General features: G+C 29.9%; 20 protein-coding genes. 7 read left to right on the top strand and 13 right to left on the bottom strand.

Going from position 1 to position 21,539, the window contains the following annotated elements; genetic code table 11:
* Positions 1 to 79 precede the first annotated feature (79 nt).
* Complete coding sequence (locus tag B6F84_RS12835; RefSeq protein ID WP_236748972.1) at positions 80 to 1,579, top strand: cation:proton antiporter domain-containing protein; 1,500 nt, start codon at positions 80 to 82, stop codon at positions 1,577 to 1,579.
* A 226-nt stretch (positions 1,580 to 1,805) separates the two neighbouring features.
* Here B6F84_RS12835 and B6F84_RS12830 read toward each other — a convergent pair whose 3' ends face one another.
* From B6F84_RS12830 to B6F84_RS12820, 3 genes are all read right to left on the bottom strand, one after another.
* Entirely contained in the window at positions 1,806 to 2,975 is a 1,170-nt protein-coding gene (locus B6F84_RS12830; RefSeq protein ID WP_148692609.1) for an AAA family ATPase, read from the bottom strand.
* A 258-nt stretch (positions 2,976 to 3,233) separates the two neighbouring features.
* Positions 3,234 to 4,733, bottom strand: a complete 1,500-nt coding sequence (locus B6F84_RS12825) for an ATP-dependent nuclease (RefSeq protein ID WP_148692608.1) — start codon at positions 4,731 to 4,733, stop codon at positions 3,234 to 3,236.
* A 575-nt stretch (positions 4,734 to 5,308) separates the two neighbouring features.
* A complete protein-coding gene (locus tag B6F84_RS12820; RefSeq protein WP_148692607.1) occupies positions 5,309 to 6,166 on the bottom strand; it encodes a DUF929 family protein in 858 nt (285 codons plus the stop codon).
* 613 nt (positions 6,167 to 6,779) lie between these two features.
* On the opposite strand from B6F84_RS12820, the gene B6F84_RS12815 reads away from it, so the two are divergent.
* Both B6F84_RS12815 and B6F84_RS12810 read left to right on the top strand, forming a co-directional pair.
* A complete protein-coding gene (locus tag B6F84_RS12815) occupies positions 6,780 to 7,829 on the top strand; it encodes a hypothetical protein (protein ID WP_148692606.1) in 1,050 nt (349 codons plus the stop codon).
* A 63-nt stretch (positions 7,830 to 7,892) separates the two neighbouring features.
* Entirely contained in the window at positions 7,893 to 9,413 is a 1,521-nt protein-coding gene (locus B6F84_RS12810; protein ID WP_148692605.1) for a 4Fe-4S binding protein, read from the top strand.
* A gap of 72 nt (positions 9,414 to 9,485) precedes the next feature.
* On the opposite strand, the gene B6F84_RS12805 is transcribed toward B6F84_RS12810, so the two are convergent.
* Positions 9,486 to 9,926 (bottom strand): hypothetical protein, encoded by a 441-nt coding sequence (locus B6F84_RS12805; protein ID WP_148692604.1) that lies wholly within the window; start codon positions 9,924 to 9,926, stop codon positions 9,486 to 9,488.
* Positions 9,927 to 10,009: 83 nt separating this feature from the next.
* On the opposite strand from B6F84_RS12805, the gene B6F84_RS12800 reads away from it, so the two are divergent.
* Together B6F84_RS12800 and B6F84_RS12795 are read left to right on the top strand one after the other, a co-directional pair.
* Entirely contained in the window at positions 10,010 to 10,798 is a 789-nt protein-coding gene (locus tag B6F84_RS12800) for a helix-turn-helix transcriptional regulator (RefSeq protein WP_148692603.1), read from the top strand.
* Positions 10,799 to 10,868: 70 nt separating this feature from the next.
* Entirely contained in the window at positions 10,869 to 11,333 is a 465-nt protein-coding gene (locus B6F84_RS12795; protein WP_148692602.1) for a hypothetical protein, read from the top strand.
* Positions 11,334 to 11,454: 121 nt separating this feature from the next.
* Here B6F84_RS12795 and B6F84_RS12790 read toward each other — a convergent pair whose 3' ends face one another.
* The 7 genes from B6F84_RS12790 to B6F84_RS12760 form a co-directional block, all read right to left on the bottom strand.
* Entirely contained in the window at positions 11,455 to 11,865 is a 411-nt protein-coding gene (locus B6F84_RS12790; protein WP_148692601.1) for a hypothetical protein, read from the bottom strand.
* On the bottom strand, positions 11,862 to 12,815 hold the full coding sequence (locus tag B6F84_RS12785) for an SPFH domain-containing protein (protein WP_148692600.1): 954 nt from the start codon (positions 12,813 to 12,815) through the stop codon (positions 11,862 to 11,864). The genes B6F84_RS12790 and B6F84_RS12785 overlap by 4 nt, the downstream gene beginning before the upstream one ends.
* A 123-nt stretch (positions 12,816 to 12,938) precedes the next feature.
* Entirely contained in the window at positions 12,939 to 13,415 is a 477-nt protein-coding gene (locus B6F84_RS12780; protein WP_148692599.1) for a hypothetical protein, read from the bottom strand.
* Between the two features lie 695 nt (positions 13,416 to 14,110).
* The gene (locus B6F84_RS12775; protein ID WP_148692598.1) at positions 14,111 to 14,932 is read right to left on the bottom strand and encodes a hypothetical protein; all 822 of its coding nucleotides are present in this window, start codon (positions 14,930 to 14,932) and stop codon (positions 14,111 to 14,113) included.
* Between the two features lie 155 nt (positions 14,933 to 15,087).
* Positions 15,088 to 15,930 carry an ABC transporter permease gene (locus B6F84_RS12770; RefSeq protein ID WP_420807181.1) on the bottom strand — a complete coding sequence of 281 codons (843 nt, stop codon included), beginning with the start codon at positions 15,928 to 15,930 and terminating at the stop codon, positions 15,088 to 15,090.
* Positions 15,931 to 15,986: 56 nt separating this feature from the next.
* Entirely contained in the window at positions 15,987 to 16,979 is a 993-nt protein-coding gene (locus tag B6F84_RS12765) for an ATP-binding cassette domain-containing protein (RefSeq protein WP_148692596.1), read from the bottom strand.
* Positions 16,980 to 16,989: 10 nt separating this feature from the next.
* Complete coding sequence (locus B6F84_RS12760) at positions 16,990 to 17,385, bottom strand: PadR family transcriptional regulator (protein WP_148692595.1); 396 nt, start codon at positions 17,383 to 17,385, stop codon at positions 16,990 to 16,992.
* Between the two features lie 188 nt (positions 17,386 to 17,573).
* Here B6F84_RS12760 and B6F84_RS12755 point away from each other — a divergent pair, with 188 nt between their 5' ends.
* Together B6F84_RS12755 and B6F84_RS12750 are read left to right on the top strand one after the other, a co-directional pair.
* On the top strand, positions 17,574 to 18,779 hold the full coding sequence (locus B6F84_RS12755) for an FAD-dependent oxidoreductase (protein ID WP_148692594.1): 1,206 nt from the start codon (positions 17,574 to 17,576) through the stop codon (positions 18,777 to 18,779).
* 1 nt (position 18,780) lies between these two features.
* Positions 18,781 to 19,050 carry a ferredoxin family protein gene (locus B6F84_RS12750; RefSeq protein WP_148692593.1) on the top strand — a complete coding sequence of 90 codons (270 nt, stop codon included), beginning with the start codon at positions 18,781 to 18,783 and terminating at the stop codon, positions 19,048 to 19,050.
* A 46-nt stretch (positions 19,051 to 19,096) separates the two neighbouring features.
* Here B6F84_RS12750 and B6F84_RS12745 read toward each other — a convergent pair whose 3' ends face one another.
* Both B6F84_RS12745 and B6F84_RS12740 read right to left on the bottom strand, forming a co-directional pair.
* Positions 19,097 to 20,002, bottom strand: coding sequence for an energy-coupling factor transporter transmembrane component T family protein (locus B6F84_RS12745; RefSeq protein ID WP_148692592.1), 906 nt, complete (start codon positions 20,000 to 20,002; stop codon positions 19,097 to 19,099).
* A 3-nt stretch (positions 20,003 to 20,005) separates the two neighbouring features.
* A complete protein-coding gene (locus B6F84_RS12740) occupies positions 20,006 to 21,529 on the bottom strand; it encodes an ABC transporter ATP-binding protein (RefSeq protein ID WP_148692591.1) in 1,524 nt (507 codons plus the stop codon).
* Positions 21,530 to 21,539 lie beyond the last annotated feature (10 nt).

Below are 21,539 nucleotides of genomic sequence, written 5' to 3'. Positions count from 1 at the left end.
ATTATAATTAAGTCTCTTCTATTATTTTTTAAATTTATATTAAGTATAAGCATTTAAGCTAACATGCGAGATATGGATCATGAGTATTTCAGTAATAAGCTTACTCTACATCGGAATAATGTTAATTCTGGCTAAGTTAGCTGAAGAAGCGTTAGGCAGGCTTAACTTAGTTAGGTTTATTGGACCAATATTTGTAGGAATAATTCTAGGTCAAGGTGTTCTTGATATCGTAAAGATTAATGTTATAATTTCTTTCATAACGTCCCTAGGTATAGTTTTTCTCTTATTTTTGGCTGGTGCTGAGGAGTTAGGTGAAGGGATAAAGCTTAATCTTAAGGACTTAATTTCTGCAGATATAGAATTGGTAATACCAATCGTCGCTATTGGTTTTACTTTATATTATTTGCATGAATTTTCTCCTCTGATTTTAATACCTTTAGCTATGACTAGTGTTGGTCCTTTAACTAGGTTATTAATTGATTTGAATATTGTTAAGGAAAAGATTGGAATTTCTATCTTTTATCAATCTATGATTAATGAAATAATTTCTGTAATAATATTTGCTTTATTTTATTCTAATTTTAGGACTTCCAGTATTGTTGGTATAGCTATATTAGTCGTAATGATATTTGCTTTGGGAAAGTCAATCGCTAGAACATTGGAGTTGATAGAGAAATACATTAAGGTAAGAGAAATAGAATTTGCTAGTATTATATCCCTAATTTTGATAGTTGGATTTATAGCTGAATTGTATGATTTTAATTCTGCAATTACTGCGCTTTTTCTGGGTTTTCTGCTTAGAGATTACTTAAAGGATAGACCTCAGATTCTTGAAAGGTTACATGGTTTTACTTATGGGTTTTTTGAGCCTTTGTTTTTCGTCAGTATAGGCTTATATTTCGTGAGAATTAGTTTGAATTTGCTTATAATCTCTGGAATTATTTTGGCAGTAGTTTTGGGATCTAAAATTGCTTCAGGTTTTGTTTCTTCGAATTTTTATGGTTGGGATAGGATAATAAATTCTTTAGGGACTTCTGTAAAAGGTGGCGTTGATGTATCCTTACTTATAACTGCTGTAACCGCTGGTTTGATTTCGCCTTTTGCTTATTCTTTTTCTTCTTTGGCTATTGCTTTATCATCTTTGATTGTTCCTCTAATTTTTAGATTTAGATATGGAAAGCCTAAGACTCAAAGGAAAGAAAAGATATACTATACGCAGGAAATAGGAAAAGTTGTTAGTAATATGATTGTGGCCAAGGAAGATGAAACTCTAAGAGAGGTTATAAGTAAAATGTCTGCTAATGGATATAGGGCGTTAGTAGTAGTTGATGAAGATAATAGACCTATAGGATACATTTCTGTTACTCAAATTATAGAAATTGATCCTTCAGAGTATGAGACTCTTAAGGTTAGGGATTTAGACAAATATGATGTTGACATAATGGACGAGAAGTCTAAGGTTATTGATGTTATAAGGAATTTTAGAGAGACTGAAGCTCCGGTAATTGCTGTAGTTGACAAAGATGATAGATTAGTTACAGTAGTCTATGAAAGAGAATTATTAAGAATACTTATTTAAACGTTTATTTTCTACTTCTATCTTCAAGATTTTAAAGACAAAAAACAGAATCAATTTCATAATTATAAAGGAAATTAATCAGTCTGATCAAAAAGATTCAATAAAGTATGAATTTTATAATAAACAGTTAAAAGAGTGTGATTAGTTAATCAGAATAAGCTTAAACTTACTCGTAAACTGCTTTCAAGAACTTAACTCTCAATATAGAACTAAAAATTCCTAGTATCTATTTCTCTTCTTTTTTCTTGTTTAATTCTTTAGAAATTTCTATCAGTTCCTTAGGGCCTATTGAAACATCACCAATTTCTGGGGGTTTATCTTTCAAGCTTATCAACCCTACTTTTTCCGCAACTTTACTCATTTTCTTTATTGCTTCCTTAGCTTCTGATTTGGTTATTTCTCCCATTTTAACCTCGAACGCTATAATTCTTTTCTTTCTATTCATAACTATAATATCAATATCTTCTTTTGGAGAGTAAACGAAATCTCCTCCATAATATTTACTGATCATTTCGCCTATAGAAAATTGGACTTCTAACCCTATGGGTAATTCATGTACTCTGACGTCTCTTTCTGTAATCAAATATTTTGATTCAGCATATAAGGACAAGGAAATTACTGGAGAAACGTGTCTATAATAGTATTCTTTTCCTAAAGTTCTAATCTTCTTTATCAATCCCATTCTGCTTAGTTTATTCATTAAGGAAGAAACAGTTGCTTCTCCTCCTTTTACTTGTAAAATTCCAGCCAATTCTGAAGTTTTCCAAATTCCTTCTGCTACTCTTAAGAGTAATTGATAATATATTTCTGTCAAACTTCTTTCTTCTTCTTTGAACACTTCTCCTATTAATCCTTTTGAAATTAAAGAAAATTCTTTTATTCTGTTTACAAATTCTTCATAAGAGTTTATAAATGGAATAATCCATGGATCTCTAAAAAGAGTAGAAAGTAGCGGATCTTCAAGTTGGGATAAGACTTCTTCATAGCTGATAATTGGAATTTCTTTTGGGGTTATTAACCCTAAAAGTGGAGAGTTCCTATCAAAGACTTTATTAAGAATTCCATAACTAGAGCCGGACAAAATTAAAATTCCGCTTTTATCAAAAGTGGAAATGTCTACGTAAAATTTTTCAGGTAATCTTTGAAATTCATCGATAACTACTTTGCTTCCTTTTTTAAGTTCAGAACGTACTTCTTTTAACAGCTCTTCTATCTTTATTCTTTCACCGCTTTCTAATAATCCTTCTGTTTCGTTTGCTAATGTTACAAAATAATCATATTTAATGCAATTTTTTATTAATGTAGTTTTACCAGTTTTTCTTCTACCGTAAAGCAATAACCAATACTCAACATTTCTTAGTTCATCACATTCTTTTCTTTTTAGGACTAGTCTCATAGGACTAGTCTGAGGGGACTATAATATATAAAGTTATTCATTCTTGAAGGGTAAAAGAAATTAATTCTTTCCTTTTTAAAACTATTACGGCTTTTATTTCAGTAAGAGCAGAAGCTTATTATGTCTAGAGAGATTTTTACAGATAAGTGCTGAGCTTTCTCTTGTTTAGGTAATCTAAGAAAGACTTAAAGATTTCACTTCCTCAATATGCTAATCTTTAATATATTTCACGTGAGAATGGATATATGATTTATAGGATTAGAAACTTAATTCTTTCAGTTTTCCTTTCTCGTCAATATCTAAGATAATTCCTTTTCCACCACATCCTTCAAGCAAATTCTTAGCTACTAGTAAGTTATGAGTAGTCACAAATACTTGTCTGTTTTTATGAACTAACTGAGATAACTCCTCAATGAAATTACTCATTAAAAGGGGATTAATGTGGTTCTCTATATCGTCTATCAAAATCATAGAAGGTGAAAAGTATGAGACTAATAATTTGAAGATTATGAAATTCTGAAAACCTTCTCCAACATCGTTTAATCTTACCTTTCTTTTATCCTCTCTGACTATATAAAGGCTTAAATTTTCATTGTAAGGCTCTAACGTGAGTAGAATATATTTTTCATTACTCATCTTATTTATTTGGTCAAGAACAGGCTGAATTATGTCTATTCTATTGCTCAGATTAGACCAATTATTAATAATAAACTTCATATAAGGAATAATAAGTCTATGAGAGAAAAATAATGTATCTATTTCTTTCTTTTCAGGTACTATTAAGTCTTGAACATCTTTATATTTTTCTCCATTTATATTAATTCTGTCATCATATATATTAACATATTTTTCATCTCCTTTAATTCTAATGTCACCTGAATAAAATCTTGACAAGAATTTTATATCAATTTTTGACTTTTTGGTTCTTGTTTTGCCATGAAGATAATTAAGTAATTCAAAAGAATTATTAAAACCCGGTGGTTTTTGCTCCATGTCGCTTAACAGATAAAGAGCTTCAAGTAGTGTAGTTTTACCTGCATTATTAGAACCTAAAATAACGTTACATAATTGTAAATCCTTTATTTCCCCTTCTAAAATTCCTTTAAAATTCTCTAATTTTATTTGAGAAAATCCAACTTGATAAGAAGATAAATTATCGATCTCACGAAATTCTTTTTTAATAATCATAAGCTGTTGGATAGCATTAGTAAAATAGATATAAGTAGGCTTTGTAAAGTCTATTAAAGACTTTGTAATGCCCATAAAAAGAATTTTCTGATTAAACGTTATTGTTTTCCCTGAGTCATCAATAACAAGCTTGTAATTATCTCTCGGTAATTTGGCTAGTTCTTTACATTCACCATTTTCTTTCACAAAGATTAATTTGTTATTGTTTTCTCCTTCTATAGGATGTGGTCTATTCTTTTCATCGTTAGGTATGTTCTGAGACTGATTAGGTGTATCGCAAGTTAGTTTAATAATTTCTTTATTTTGTGTGAAACCAATTACATTATTTCCTGATCCAAGATAACCATAAATAACTATTCTGCATGGAACAGGTATTTCGTCTTTTGAAATATAAACATCTTCGTTATTAATTCGTACTACATCAAATTTTTCTGTTCTCTCCTTGCTAAAAAATATGGAAAATAAACTAGAATCCTTTCCTTTATATTCTGGAAGATCTAACAAGAACATGTCAGTAGGAGTATTAACTCTTACATAAACTCGATTATCATCAAACCATGAAGGTAACAAATTTCCATTTTCGTCATACGTAGCTAGACTCTTTTTAGTAGGAATAGTTATTAAACCTGGATTAAAGCATCAATTTGTCTGATTTAGACGATTACATTACCAGAGGAGAAGATCCTAGACTAGTGATAAAAAATGAAGCTAATACCTAAATATCCTGACAAAAATAGCGCTTTACCATCTATCTATAATTAATAGATTACAGTGTTGATCACTTTAGTCTAACATTTTACGTTATGGTTTCTGTAAGAAGAAAAACAATAAGTGAATCTGAACATCTAATTAAAGGGTTAAGTAAGCTTTTAGAGACTGAATAGTCTTACAATTGTAGTGGAGAAAATTCACTGATTTCGTCTGAAAGGTAAGATTAATCTATGGATACTATGTATAAATAACTTAAATGGTCCTATTATTTGTCCTTAATCTAGAGGATAAAGGAAATGTTTCTGTAAATAACTAATGACGTAAAATTCTCTTAACACTCTTATTTAATACGGATGTTACGTAAATGCATTTTCTTAGATACAGAATGTAATTAAATCATTAATTGATTCTAATATGCAATCACTAATTGTTGATTAATATTTTCTTTCTTTATCATCAATAATTAATTGTTGATAGGCTTGATTTTTCAATCTATCATTAGTTTGAGTCTGGCTATCTTGTGTAGTATTAGGATGTGGTATTTGAATAAATTGATGACATACGCTATATGGTTTTTCTCCGTCTACATGGCATATTGCGTACGTTAGTAAGTTTGCTTCTTCATAAATTTGCTTATATATTTCTGATGATTGATTATGGAGTTGGTTGATGACGTACGTCCAATTTTTGCCAGACAGTAAGCCTGGATCTATTGGAGTTCCTACTTCATAGTAATTCCCTATAATTATAAATGGTATTGACTGGTCTCCATATTCTGTCCATACGTTATATACATTTTCCGGTACTGGTTGTAATGTTTGATGGTTTCTATTTTCGTATTCTATTGGTATAAATGTAATGTATTTACTTGTATATGAAGAATTTACAAAAGTAAATGTCGGTGTATTTGGATATATATCTGATGAACTTGAGAGCATATATTCTAAGTTTGAAAGGTTTCCAAATCTCATTAACGCAATTGATAATGCCCATCTTTCTGCCGCACAGAATGGACACCACTCTGCTCCAACAAATATTACTGCTGGTTTTCCATCAGAGGAGAAATTATATGGCATAACATGAAGTAATGATGTATTTGTTACAGAAATATTGTATCCAGAATTACTTATTTGAATTAAATTATTATATAAGGATTGAGATATTGGCTTTCCTATTATGCTAGCATCTTGGGATGTACTATGAAGATCAGAAAGTATTATTATTCCTATCATGACTACAACTACTACTAGAATACTTATACTGAGATTCCTTATCCTCTTACTTTTATTCATAACTGTTCATAGTGTAAAGGCTTTATTAATTATTGTTAGATTATTTTTTACAGTATTTCGTGGTATAGGTTTTATTAAATTTAAGTAAAGCAATTATATTTAAAAAATAAGTAAATTTATTATGTCTTAGTATTAAGGTGAACTACTTAGCTTTATATATTTACTAGTCTTCTCACATATAAAATGAGTCATTTATGAATATTATTGATATTGTACCATATACGTTTTTTAGAGATTTTTAACTGATATATTACTGAGATTTGGCTAAAATATTTTTATCAGAGTCCATAAAATTAATAATCGATTTTATAATAGATGAATTCTGAACTAAAAGCAAAAGAAGTATTTAGCAATAAGAATATCATAGTTGGTCCTCATTCTCTAATATACTATAGACTTTAAATAAATTATAATTATTTGGTATATCACTATTATATTGAATTAAATATTTAAATATTCTATTCAAACCTATTCTAGTAGATTATTTCTACATAATAACTGTTTAATGAATTTTAACACATCTTTAAATAAAGTAATCTTAGCTTCCAACTGTTAAATATTCTTTAACTAACTCTTAAAACATAAAATTTAATGTTACACTAAGAGGATAAAAATGGATAAAAAGGTTAAAAAGAAAAACAAGGAGAGATTAGCTATATCTAATATAGTATTCGTAGGAGTTGTTATTCTACTAATAGTAGTTGCTGCTGTAGGGTTTGGATTATATGCTACTAAGCCTCCAACTAAGGTAGTAACCACGAAAACTTCAAGTGTAACTGTGACTTCAACCTCTACTGTAACATCTACTGTAACCTCAACTTCTACTGTAACTAAAACTATTCCAGTAACTGTAAACTCTAGCGGAGCATTTTATGATGGTAAAGTAATAACATTTATGTATACTGCACAATTTGAATGTACTCCTAATGGGTCTGTATTTTTCCCTAATGCTGCCAGTAATATAAGTGTTGCTCAAGGATGTGAAGTAGGCGCAGGTAATATTTCAGATTTTCCTAAGGGTGCTGCTCCTATGTTTGTGTTAGTTCCAGCTTTTGCAGGATTGTCAATTTTTGGTGTTCAGAAATTAGGTGCAACTGCTCAAGGTTTTCCAACGTTTACGTACAATAACACTACATATACTATATTAACTCAATGTGGTGCTGCTGATACTCCTACTGCATGTCCTGATCATATGAGTTTGATATATTCTCCAGCATTTACTGCAGTTGAAGAACATTTAGGTATATACAATGGAGTTTTTGGATTACCAGAAGGTGTATTGCCTACTCCAGCTCACGAGCATTTAGTTACTTTTACTACTAATACTTCTATACCATGGTATTTAGTAATAGTTCTAGTATTTAACCCTAATATATATCCAAATCCAATAACTGGTCAATGTACTCAAATTGTTCCATCTAATGTAAGCGATCCTACAGGAGATTGTTTAAATAATATAAATGCTCTTGAAGCTGCTATGACTACTTATGATAGTGCTGTCCCATTGGCTAATGCCAAGAATCCAATATGGACTACATTAGGAGAACCCGGTGTCGATGTAGTTATTCCTGGAATAAGCTCGCCAGCAGACTTGTTTAATACTACTAATTCTAATATGGTATTGTTCTTTAGCGATCCTCCAGTATTTCCATATCCAGTGTAAAAAGTTTTATTATAAAAAAGTTTTTTTATTTTTTTATTATATTAAGATTAATGGGTGAAATAAATGAACGAATATAAAATAAAATTTTCAGATTTCAGAATAAAATTTTTAGATAAATTAATTTCAGATTTCATTTGGGTTTATATAGTGTTATTAGCTTTTCTGTTACCTTTTTTCACTATTCCTTTGACTATAATAACTTTAGTTATAGTGGGATTTATATTTCAAAATTTATATAATACGTTAAAGAAATCTCTATATACAAAAATATCTTTGGAGTTACTTAGTTATATTGGAACCATATTTGTATGGTATTTCTTCAAATTGTATTTCTCTATTAGTTCACCTTATTATTACTTGATATTGTCAATACCAATAGGACTATCTATTTACGAGATTTTAATAAAAATAGATAATAAAATTACTAGTAAAAAATTAACTAGTAAAAATAGCGTATTTGATGAGAAAAATATGATGAAATTGAATTATCTTTCGAATTCTAAAATAGCGTTCTCTTTATTGTTATTAGGATTTATAATAGCCTGGTTTTCCTCTGGTGTCCTTGATTTTATAACAGGCTATCTTTCTTTAAGCTCAATATTCTCTTTGGGGTATTTTAGTCCCGATAATCCTTTAATGATATTTTTTGATTTTATATCTGCTTTTGCTACAGTCACTTCTAGTGTATGGTTCATGATAACTATGGGAATTTGGCTAGGAGTTTTAGCAATTTTTAGACTTATAGAGGTTAAAAATACTGAGAATAAAATTAGAATATTTCTAATGATTTTTGCTTATGCTTTCTATAGTACGTGGCTTCCATCATTTTCTCCTTTGGCTAATAAAGTTCAATATATTCCTTACATGTGGTTTAATGGATTAGGGACTTATGGACCTGTTCTCTCATCTTATCTGTTAGATGGAATAATTGGAACTTTTATAGTCACTGCTATTCTATCTTTACTTTTTGGAGGTAGGCAGATATGCTCTGTAACGTGTACTGCTCCATTCATGCTTCAAGGTACTTTTCAAGATTCATTAAAAAAATATAATAGAATGTCAAAAATGGGAAGGAAGACTTTAACGTCTAAATTGGCATCTTGGTATAAAGTCATAATGATAATAACTTGGAGTTCACTAATAATATTTGGAATAATTTCATTTTTAAATAGTAAAGGAATAACAAATATAACATTCTTTGGTAATGATCCAACAGTATTTTATGTCATGCTATATTTTAATTTCATCTGGTATTTTCAGTTTTTCTTAATGCCATTTGTAGGGAATTACGCTTGTGTTAATCATGGAGTATGTGCTTGGGGTAGTTATAATCAGTTATTTGGTTATCTTGGTTTCTTTAAATTAAAGGCAGTAGATCCAAAACAATGCTTAAGTTGCAAAACAGTAGATTGTGCTAACGCTTGTCCTGTAGGGTTAACTGACATGAGATCAAGCTTTATAAAGAGAGGAGAATTTAAGTCTTTCAAATGTGTTGGTGTGGGAGACTGCGTTGAAGCATGCCCTCATAATAATATTTTGTTTTATGATGTAAGAAATGCAATTAAGGAAAAACTAAAGAAATGAAACATCTAATATATAATTTTTATACTGCCAGTAAACATATCTAATTTATTCGGAATTTTTTAACATTTATTATTAATCAGATATTCTAGTAATTGTTAGATTAATATCGTTAAGTATTTGCTTCTCTGATAAAAATGTATAGGCTTCTCCTGTAATGTATATTGTCACGTTAGAATCGTGTTTGTTAAGATGAAGTGTTACTTCAGTATTTTTCAGACTTAGCTGTACTGTCTTTCCATTACTAAAATAAATTATCACAAATAGTTCTTTAAAATTTGAAGGATTTATTTGTATTAAATATTTTCCTTCATGGTCAATATTTAGATTTTCATCTATTTTAAATGAAAAGGAATAAAAAGCAGAAGTCGTAGAATTAGTATATAATTTAGTAGACGTCTCTTTACTAGGTATTGCTATTATTGACGGATGTAACGCTGAATATAATTCAAATCCTAATATAACGTTAGCTATTAATGTGATTATCAGAAGTGCTATCAACGTATTCTGATTCATATATTATTTTTTAATTGATGGACTATATAAGGAACACTTCGGAAAAAATCTTCATTTATAAGTTAGGATACTTAAATTAGCATATGAAGCTTCTGTTGCTTTTGCTTGTGATTCCACTGCTCTCTTTTGCTGTTCACTCTTCTTCCATCACAGTTTACTACAATGGTTCAGTTATTGCTTATGCAAATAAGGGAGAATTCTATTTAGTTGGAAATAATATAACAGATCTTATTGTGATTGGAGGAAATTATTCTAGGGAAAATAATACTCTTTATCTTTCCAATTATTCTGAAATAAAGTATCATGCTATTTTTCCAACGGGTGTAATCAAAATTTATGAGCCTTACAATTTTACTTTAAGTGTATTGCTTCCTCCTAACTCAGATATAAGCTACGTTAGTCCTGCACCTCTAAGTTTTGCTGAGGAAAATGGTTTTCTAAATTTTACTTTCTATTCTTCTAATGCTTTAATACTATATTCTTTGCCTTCTTCGTCTACTTCATCTATATCTAATCTAGATCATGAAAATGGATTTAACTTTCTTCTCTTAATTACAATTTCAGGATTAGTAGTAACTAATTCTGTTTTAGGATATGTTTTATATTTATTTAGAAAAATTAAGAAAGAGGATAAGGAAAAAGAAGAAGAAGGAGAATCTAAAGAGGTAGTAGAAAGTACTTTAAATGATAGAGATTTACTAGTTTTAAATGCAATAAATTCTGGTGCAACTACTTTATCTGAAATTATCAAAGTAACTAAATTGCCAAAAACAACTGCTTACAGAAGGGTGAAAAAATTGGTTTCTCTAGGTTATATTCAAGAAGTCAGAAAGAATGGAAAAATTTACTATCAAGTTATTAAAAAGGATTAATTTTTGTTTCATTCAAGTTCCGGAACGCGTTCCTTTTATAGATTACATGAGATTTTTGATCAGAGGAAAAATGAATAAACTCCTGTTAATAGGACTAATAGTGCCTTTAATAATTGGAGGAATAGTTTTAAGTGATACAATTTTTGGAACTTTAGCAAATATATCTTATAACATAACATCTAGTAACCATGAATATTATACTATACCAGCAAATATTAATCTAGGAAATTTAACAGCTGGAATGAAGGGTAATTATACAGCTAATGCAGAAATGAATTTACAGACAAGCGGAAATTATACATTTATGCTAAATAATGGAGCATTAAGAGGAGAATTTAGCAACTTTACTGTTATACTGAAATTTGCTAACTATACTATAATTTTGACCAAGGAGCATCATCAAAGCGACAAAATGTATATTCCTAGCGGAAACTATAACATTAGTATCCAAATATTTTATCAAGTATCGCAGCACGCTCATACTGCCAGCATAAGTAATGAGCCATTACTTTACGTTAAGGAAGAAAATTCTTAATCCTCCAAGTTAAATCTTTTTTATAATATATCAAATTTTTACTTTATTTATAAGATTATATTTGATTATTCTTATAAGGAAAATAAACAGTTATATATTATTAGATTTTCTCTAAGAATTTTCATTTAAGAATACTAGCTGCTCCTCCGCCAATGGCACCATTTATTATATTAAATGCTATTATTAATCCAATAAATGTCTGTATATAAGGTGTAACTATAGCATAAGGTAAAAGAGAAAATACAATATATCCAGCTATAGTATATGCGGAGACTCTTCTAATTATAAGAAGTTGTTGTTCTTCTACTCTAGTCCTAACTGGATAGGTAAAAGCTACAAATAATCCTAGAATTATCAACTGAACAATTCCTTCTACTGGAGAATGGATTAAGCTTTCTATTGGAGAAAAAGAAAAGAAACTTGGAGGATAAAATGCTTTAACTAATAATGAAATAATAACCATTACAATAGTTAAAATGAAAGAAAAACCTATACTAGCCGCGATATTCCAACTAAAATCTCTAGAATTCATTGATGTGGTTCACCAGCTGGTCTAGGTTGCGCTGTAGTCTGCGCTGGAGCTGGTTGATTGCTGGACTGCCCAAAGACTTGCTGTAACAATGTAGGTAAATTAAGCTGTGTACCAGCTTCTGCTGGTCCACTTCTGCCCTGTGGGAAGAAGAATGGATATCCTATTGTTATTGCTGATAAAGCTGGATAATATGGTATTCCAAGAGCCATATTTACGCTTGCAGGATCGCTCTTTTCAGCTAATATTCTGGCTAAACCTAATCTTATTGCATCATTGCTGTTAATTCCTAAATCGATCAATTGTAATATTCTCCTTAATTCTGGATCTTGTGGGAATAATTTAGTAATTCTAACTGAGATTAGCTCTATTCCTATTTCAGATAAGAATTGTTTTAACGCAGCTGCTACTGCAGTTGTAATATCTGAAAATCTCTTAAACACATCTACTATTTTTACTCTATTTAGGATTGAACTAACTTCTTGATCTACAACTGGAGAAATATAGGCAGATAGATCGCCATCTTTAAAGTATTGAGATTGAAATTGAATATTAGAAATTAGTAAGCTAGGATTTTGAACTCTATAATAAGTAGCTACTTCGTATTCTAAAGGAACTAAATCATCAGTTTGACTTACTCCTGCAACTCTAACCTCATGCCTTGTTGTTGAAACAAAATATACTACTGTATCATACGGTAATTGACTATATCTAAATCTAGAAAGGAACTGAGAAATTGCATTATTAGGCGATTGAATATTATGAGTTCCTGGTGGTAAATCTCCAGCTACTTGTCCTTGAATAATAACTATGCATCTTTCGTTAGGTTGTACTACAAACATTGATTTAGATGTAATATTTTCTTTAGGATATCTAAAAACTATAGTATCTATAGTCATTAAAGAAGCTCCATTTTCTAATTCTGTTGAAATAACTTGACCTCTGAATGACATGTTACTCGAAATATAATTTCTCTATCAACTAATAAAGTTTTCGAAAAGTTCTGTACTAGGAATTATTAATATATTGCATTAAACTAATAGAAAGAAGAATTCAGTAAAAGTAATACAAAAAATTTATCTATCTTGTGGTGGGAAAAATAATTCATTTCTCTTCAATATAATATTCCTTAAATTATCAAGAAGTTGTGAAATTGCTGTTAAATTATTAGCATCTGAAGATAAGTTTAGTATTTGATTACCAATATCTATCATATTCATGTCATTTTTAACTATTTCATCTAATTGTTCAGTTTGTATTTTATAACGAGCATAAACATCGCCTCCACCGCCTTGTAAAGTCAATGTAGTCCCTATAAGCGTCCTTATGCTAGAAATAATGGATTCTATTCTTTTAAGGAGTGGAGAAAAAGGATCATCTGCTACTATCTCACCTTCTAATCTACTTAAGTTATTTATCGACGCTTCCAATTTCTGAATAACAGCTTGCCTAATTAGAAAATCATCTTGCCTAATTAAGTCTTTAGCCTTATAACCTCTATAACCTGGAACCATTAATTGCAATTTTTCTAAAGGAGTTAATTCTTCTGGCATTTATATAATAGCACAATACCAAATTAAAAGCTTTACTAGAATTTATAATATTTTAGAAAAAAGCAAGGAGATAATTGATATTTCTATATTTCTTTTTTGGAAATGTAAATAGATAGCTAGCATATCAAATAAGATTTAAGAAAAAAAGTAATAAATCGGAATTTTTATTTAAAAAATATATGAATATTTTCTAGATTAATTGGTAAGTTAACGTAGAGTTTAGTAATTTTCTTCCTATATAGAAGAGATAAATCGTTTAGTTAATTATATAGACAAAAATCTTATTAAAAGAGGAACATTTTTTATCCCTCAAAACATTATCCGTTATTCCTTATATTAAGGTAATTGTTATGAATCTATTTGCTATATCTATAGTGATATTTTTTGTTACGCTTTCCTAGTTCTAACTAGACCTAGAAATCTTGGAATAGGACATTCAGCTACTTTAGGAGCAATAGTAAGTCTCTTACTTGGTATAAACACTTTTCCTGCTTATCATAGTATGTGGAATTGTATGGAATGCTACTTTTTATTTCTGTGATAGTTGGATCATTAATATTTGATGAATCAGAGTTCTTTGAATAACAGCCATTAAAAGGTACGGTTTCAGTGCTCTCTAAATTCAATTCATGAAGAATATCGCCAGACTTTATTTAAGTTAATGAAAAAATACTAATAAAAATCTCATTCTTTAATTATTTTTCTATTGAGATATATATTTTGGCGTTATTAACAAATGGTGCTCTAAATATGTTTATTATCCAATCCTCAGTATCTCCTTGCGCGTTAGGAATTAATTCTCTGTGATTTTGCACGTAAGTCTCCATTTTCTTGAAATCTTCCATCTCAATCTCGTATTTTATTACGAATTTTAGCTTTTCAAATTGATAACCTATCTCTTTTTCTTCTTCATTTATATAGAATGTCCCAAGTTTTCCGGGTAACGGATTTCCTTTTAATTCTAGGTTTTTTACTACGTTATCCTTAAGGATATTCTTTAAACTTTGTTCTTTGTCTTTTATTGCCTCTGCTTGTGCATAATGATACAGAGAGTAGTATATTCTTTTTCCGTCATCTCCATGCATTTTTATAAAGTAATTCTTTACTTCATCTAAAATTACATCTACATCATCTTTTATTATGTAAACTTTTCCTGTAGGTGGATATGAAAGTATTTTAGATATCATCAAAAATTCTTGATAGCCTTCCTCATTTTCTTTTATTTCTTTTATGTCCCCTAATTTGTCTTCGATTACTAGATTTTTATAAACGTATACTTTTCTTTTATTTTGTTCATCAATGTAAAAAGTTCCAAATTTTCCCTTTATTTCCTTTTCTGGAATTTGAATTGGAGAGAATATTGTGAGTAATGCTTGTTCAAATGGCCTTCCGCTTTTTGAGTAAGATTCATATTGTAAAGAATGATAAGTATAAAGAAAGCTTAGTTTTCCGTCTTTTTTGCCTAAAAGCTCTTCGTGAAATTCTTTCACTCTCTTTAATATTGTTTTAGAATACATGATAAGGTGATTCAATCTCATAAATTAATATTTATCTACTATACGTAGTCCTTTTATTAATAGGAAAATAATATTTAGAAAAAGCAGAATAAAAACAGATAGGAAAAAGATAATTTTTATTATATAATACTGTTTTACTCATAAATTGAAAGAAGTTATTGGGATAGATATTTCCAAGATAATATCATTCCTATAGCTGATAATATTACTGCAAACGCTACTAGGTATCCGAAGTCTATTGCTAAGTTACTAGGTATTCCTAGGAGTAAGCTTCTTATTGCTTCGTTACTATAAGTTAATGGATTTACTTCTGCTACTGGTTTTAACCAAGATGGCATTTCGCTTATTGGATAAAATGCATTACTAGTAAACAGCAAAGGCAAGTTAAGTAAATTCATTATAGCCATTTGAGATTCCCAACTTGTTGCTCTTATAGCTAACATAATGAATAAGGCTGAAAGTCCTAATGACATTAGGAATAATGCTGCATAAGCTAGCAAGAATGATATAACGCTAATGTTTGAAGCAAATGTCATTCCCATTAATGTTGCCACTGCTAAAACTATGGACGCTTGAACTAATGATCTTATAACTGATGACATTACTTTGCTCATTACTATGCTTCCTCTAGGTATCGGGGTGGTTAATAATCTATCTAGGAATCCTAATCTTCTATCCCATACTATTGACATTCCGCTCTGCATTGAGGTAAATAGTACAATGAAAGATAGCATTCCAGCAGCTAGGAATGAGAAGTAATTTGATGTTCCAAATGTAGCCTTTAATATTTCTGTTCCTATTTGATCAATTACAGCTTTAGGTATATCAACGCCGGGTATTGATATTGAAGTAGAAGTAAATATTTTTCCAAGGTTCATAGATTTTCCAAATAATATTATCCAGAATATTGGTTGTATTAATGAAAGGAGTAAAATTACTGGTGCCTTATACCATTTTTTCAATTCTCTATTAGTTAATGTCCAGAATCCATGTAACATTGTAGTGTTTCTTTTTTCTTCTTCTTTTTCCTTCCCTTCTTTTGTTTGTACTTCTGTCATGATCTCGCCCTCCTCATAGTTCTCATCATGCTCATCATTTCTGCAGAACTTGCTTGTTCTTCTCTTAAGCTTTTACCTGTGTATTCCATGTAAACTTCGTCCATTGTTGGCTGAGTTATAGAGATTTTAGTTACTTTTATTTTATTTTTTACTAATACCTCCATAATTTTTGGAGCTATTTCTTCTCCGTTTTTAACTTTTGCTTTTATTTCAGAATTTATTTGATTTACTTGAACAACACCTTCTATATCTGATATGATTTTTATTGCTTGTTCTGGATTGTCTGTTTCTAATAAAACTACGTCTCCTCCTAGGCTTTCTTTTAATTCTTTTGGACTTCCGATTTTCAGTATATGTCCTTTGTCAATTATTGCAATTTTATCGCAGTACATATCTGCTTCTTCTAAGTAATGCGTAGTAAGGAATATTGTCATATCATATTCTTCCTTTAATTTCATTACATAAGTCCAAATAGCGTTTCTCGTTTGAGCATCTAAGCCTAATGTTGGCTCATCTAAAAATAGTATTGCTGGTCTTCCTATCAATGACATTGCAATTTCTAATCTTCTTCTCATTCCGCCTGAATAGCCTGAAACTTTTCTTTTTTCAGCCTGCGTTAAGTCTACCATTTCTAGAAGCTCTTTAGCTCTTTCTTCTGCTATTTTCTTAGGTATTCCAAATACTCCTGCCATAAACATCATGTTTTCCCATCCTGTCAGATCTTCGTCTGCTGTGTATTCTTGAGGTACTACTCCTATAGATTGTCTAACTAATGAGGGTTGTTTTACAATATCGTAACCATTAACTAATGCTGTTCCTTCTGTAGGTTTTAACGATGTAGTCAACATTTTTATTGTGGTTGATTTTCCTGCACCATTAGGTCCTAAAAAACCGAATATTTCTCCTTTTTCTACTTCAAAATTCACGTGATCTACTGCTGTAAAATTACCATACTTTTTAGTGAGGTTAATTGCTTTTATTGCTATCATTTTTGTCACCTTATTCAATTAATTTTTGTAATCTATTTATAGATGTAGATATTCTATCTTTGTAAGGAATTAGGCTTTCTTTTCCTATGTCTTCAAAAAAGTCTACTAAGCTCTCTAATTCTTCTACTGCTGTATCTATTGTTCCTTTATATCTAGGTGGAAGATAATCACTTATTTCTTCAATTCCTTTATCTGTTAATTTGTATTTTCCGTCCGGAGTTTTTTCTATCATTTTTTCTTCTTCTAATGAAGCTAAGATTGGATAAATTGAACTTGGAGATGGTCTCCACATTCCCCAGGTCATTTTTGATATATCATCAATTATCTCTATTCCTTTCTTTGGAGATTCGCTGAGTAACCATAAAACTATCATCTTTAATCTTCCTTTTGGTGAATAACTAAACATAATATCGATTTCGATAGTAATAAATATAAAGCTATCCCATAACAAATCTATTTTTGGTCTTGCTTTTTCCGTCTTAATTAAAAGCAAAGATTTTAAAAAGTTTAAACTAATATTTTGAAAACATTTACTAGTTTAGTTAGATTCGATAGGAAACAATATTTATAAACTAATTAAATAAATTTTATATCATGAGCTATGATGCAGATCTTATAATCGTAGGAGGAGGACTTTCAGGGTTATCCGCTGGAATAACTGCAGTTAAAGAAGGCCTTAATGTTATTTTACTAGAAAGAGGAGATTATAGTGGAGCTAAAAATGTATCTGGAGGAAGAATGTATGTTCACGCTTTACGAAAATTAATACCGGATATAGAGAATGCACCTTTAGAACTACCAATAAGCAAAGAAAGTTTTGAAGTACATTGTAATAATAGGAAATTATATTTCTCTTTTGAGGAAAAATCAGATAATAGTTACAGTATACTTAGATCTAAATTTGATAGATGGTTAGCTCAACAAGCTGAAAATTTAGGTCTTATAATTTCTTATTCTACCCTAGTTACTAATGCTTATAGAGAGGAAAATGGAATTGTTCTAGATACAAACAGAGGAAGTTTAAAAGCTCCATTAGTTATAGATGCCTCTGGAGTTACTTCAGTAGTTTTTAGATTCTTAGGGTTAAGAAACTTTTCACCTAAGAAATGGATGCTAGGAGTTAAAGAGATTATAAAATCAAAGGAAAACGAAGAAGGAGAGGCAAAAACGGTAATAGGAGCAGTTAAGGGAGTAAAGGGTGGAGGGTTTGTTTACACAAATAAGGATACGCTTTCTGTTGGAATGGCCGTAATTTTTGATTCTTTACCAAAATCTGAAGTTCCAGCTAAAGATTTAGTAGAAGTTTTTAGAGAAAGAGAAGGAATTGAAGGTGAAGTTCTAGAATACTCAGCCCACGCAATACCATATTATGGTTATGATAATTTACCTCCAATTTACGATAAAAACGTAATAGCAGTTGGAGATTCTGCAGGTTTTTTGATTAATGACGGGTTTACAATAAGAGGGATGGATTTAGCAATAGGTTCTGGAATGATTGCTGGCATATCAGCTAAGAGGATAATTGAAAGTAAAAATTATGAAAACACAGAAATATATTATACTCTATTAAAAGAGAGTTTTGTATTAAAACATTTACAGTTAGCCTTAAATAGATTTAAATTAATTGAGGAAGATAGAACGCTTTCAATTTACCCTGAGGTTATATGCGAAGTTTTATCGTCAATGTTTACCGTAAGTGAAGAGAGGAAGTACTTAATTGATGAAGCTTTAAGTAGACTAAAGGAAAAAGGAATATCATTAGGTCAATTACTTATTGATCTATGGAGAGGTGTGAAGTAAGATGATTGATTTACTAAAAAGACTAGGATTGAACACTTATAACGTAGATAAAAAATCTCACATAGAAGTTAATACGGATATTTGCCTAACTTGTAAGGATAAACCATGTATAGTATCATGCCCTGCTGGAACTTATGAAGCAGACAAAGACGGAAGAATAATTGTTCATTATGAAAGATGTCTGGAGTGCGGAGGAGCTTTAGTTATTTGCCCTTATCATGCCATAAAATTCCATTTTCCAGAAAATGGCGTATCATATAGATATGGATAAACGTTTTTCTTCTTTTTTATAAAAATAAGTTATGTCTATATATTGCTTATCCATGCAAAGGTATAGCTGGTATTAAGCCTATAGCTACAAAATATAAATCTACTATCGTAAGAATTATAGCCAGGGAAATTATTATTTTATCTACTTCGCTTAGCTTGATTTCGTCTAATTCTGTTCTACTATTGCTCTCCATAAAGCATCTTGTTTCTGCCGAAATCCCTGTTATTTTTGCATTTTTAAATAGAAATATTGTTGTAGGCACAATAGATTGAAATAAAGCTATAATCTTTTTCTCTCCTCTCATCACTTGTATTTTATACGCTGTATCCGCTGTTTCAAATATTCTTGGTATAGAAATCATGGCTATCGTTACAGCAAAAGTTATACCTAATGGAACTTTGAATTTGCTTAACGCATTAATCATCTGTGATGTCGTAGTTGTTAAAAGAACTAGCATTGAAAAAATAAACATTCCCCAAACTCTCATTGAAACTTGGAAGCCATAAATTAACGCTTGTATAGTTAAGTCAGGTACGTAACCCATAATTTGAAAATAAGACGGAAAAGTCCAAATAACATTAAGTTTATGAAATATCTCCAACAAGAGAGAAGGTGGAGTAAACACTGAAAATCCCCATGTCATTCCAAAAATTTGCGTCACTGAAAAAAGAATAATCAACCTTACTCTTTGCAATGGGATAAAAAAGATAAGTCCTATTAACCCGAGCATAAATCCTATCCACCATATTGATTGAGATGCTACGATAGTAATTAGTAAAAGTATAATTAATTTAGTTAGAGGATTTACTTTATGCATTATAGTATTTTTCTCTACATAATGGGTTAATTGTTCAAATCCTTTTATTCCTATTGCTACAAGGAGAAGATACAGAGGAAATGAAGCACCAAATATGACAAAAAACCAACTAATTACAACGTCTACTAAGTTCATGTCTCATCCTTCTATTTCTTTTAGTTCCTCCTCTGATATTATTTCTTCTTTACTAGCTACTTTCAATGCTTCTTCTGGTTTTCCAGAGTAAACTATTTTTCCATTATCCATAAGTAAAACGTTATCAGTATAATAGTAAGTAAATCTTGGATCGTGGGTTACTACAAGTATTGCTACACCTTTTAATTTCCTTAAATCTTCTCCTAACATTTTCCTATGATACCAATCTTGTCCAGTAGTAGGTTCATCTAACAACAGAACTTTCACGTTAGAAATCATTGTAATAGCCAATGCAGTTCTTCTTTTTTGCCCTATTGAAAGAAGAAGAGGATCTCTATCTTTAACTTCTGTTAAGGAAAAATCATTCAAATATTTTTGCAAAATACTCTCATTAATTTTTTTATTTCGTAATTTCATAGAATAAGCTAATTCTTTTTCTACAGTTCTCTTAATAAATAAGAGATCCACGTCTTGAGGTAAATATGCTATTAATTTTCCTCTTTTATCAATTTTCATTTTCTCTATATTATTTTTATTTTCTATAGAAATTGAACCTTCAAATTTTAGATCTTTAGGAAGTAGTCCAGCTATAGCTTTAAGTAAAGTACTCTTACCACTACCGTTTACTCCCATTAATGCTGTTATTCCTTCTGATAATGAAACTTCCGTATTTACCAAGTAATGAGTATCTTTAGTTACTTTTATTGTTGCATTTAATACAATTTTTCCTTCTCTTCTTTGAATGTTCTCTTTTCTTCTTATTGGCATTTCAATTCCAATTTTTTCTAATTCTTCTGCCATTAGTATTGCATCGTTTTTTCTTAGATCATATATTATTTTTCCCTTATCCATTACTAAAATTCTATCAACAAAAGGTAAGACTTTAGTTACTTTATGCTCTACAATAATTATAGATTTTACCCTTTCTTCATTTCTAGATTTTACTCCATCGCTTTTTATTATGTCCTTAATTTTATCAATAACGTCTTTAGTAGCTTTAGAATCTAAGCTTGAAGTAGGCTCATCTAAAATTAAAGCCTTAGGATTCATTGCCAAGATGCTTGCCAATACTGTTCTTTGCTTTTCTCCTCCAGAAAGGGTAAAAGTTTCCCTATTTAAAAGATGTTTTATTCCTACCCAGTCAGTCACTTCGTTTATCCTTTTTAAGATTTCTTCTTTAGAATAATTCAAATTCTGTAAAGGAAAAGCTATCTCATCTTTCACGAAATAATTCAAAATCTGACTATCTGGATCTTGAAGTAATGTTCCAACTCTTTTAGAAATTTGATGAACAGAAAGAGAAGAAATATCTTCTCCAAATATTTTTATTTCTCCTTTAACATCGGCTTCAATTAATTTCGGAATAATACCATTTATCACGTTTATTAAAGTAGATTTTCCACAACCTGATTTTCCAGTTATTAGAACTGATTCTCCTTCATTAATTTTCAATTCTGGAATTTGGATACTTGGATATTCATTATCTGGATAAGTCACCTCTAGATCTTTTATAAAAACAAAAGACATTTGATTTCCC

Origin of the sequence: Acidianus manzaensis (assembly GCF_002116695.1) — an archaeon.
GTDB lineage: Archaea > Thermoproteota > Thermoprotei_A > Sulfolobales > Sulfolobaceae > Acidianus > Acidianus manzaensis.
Note: the sequence above shows the minus strand (reverse complement) of the source record. Positions and strands in the feature narration are given on the sequence as shown.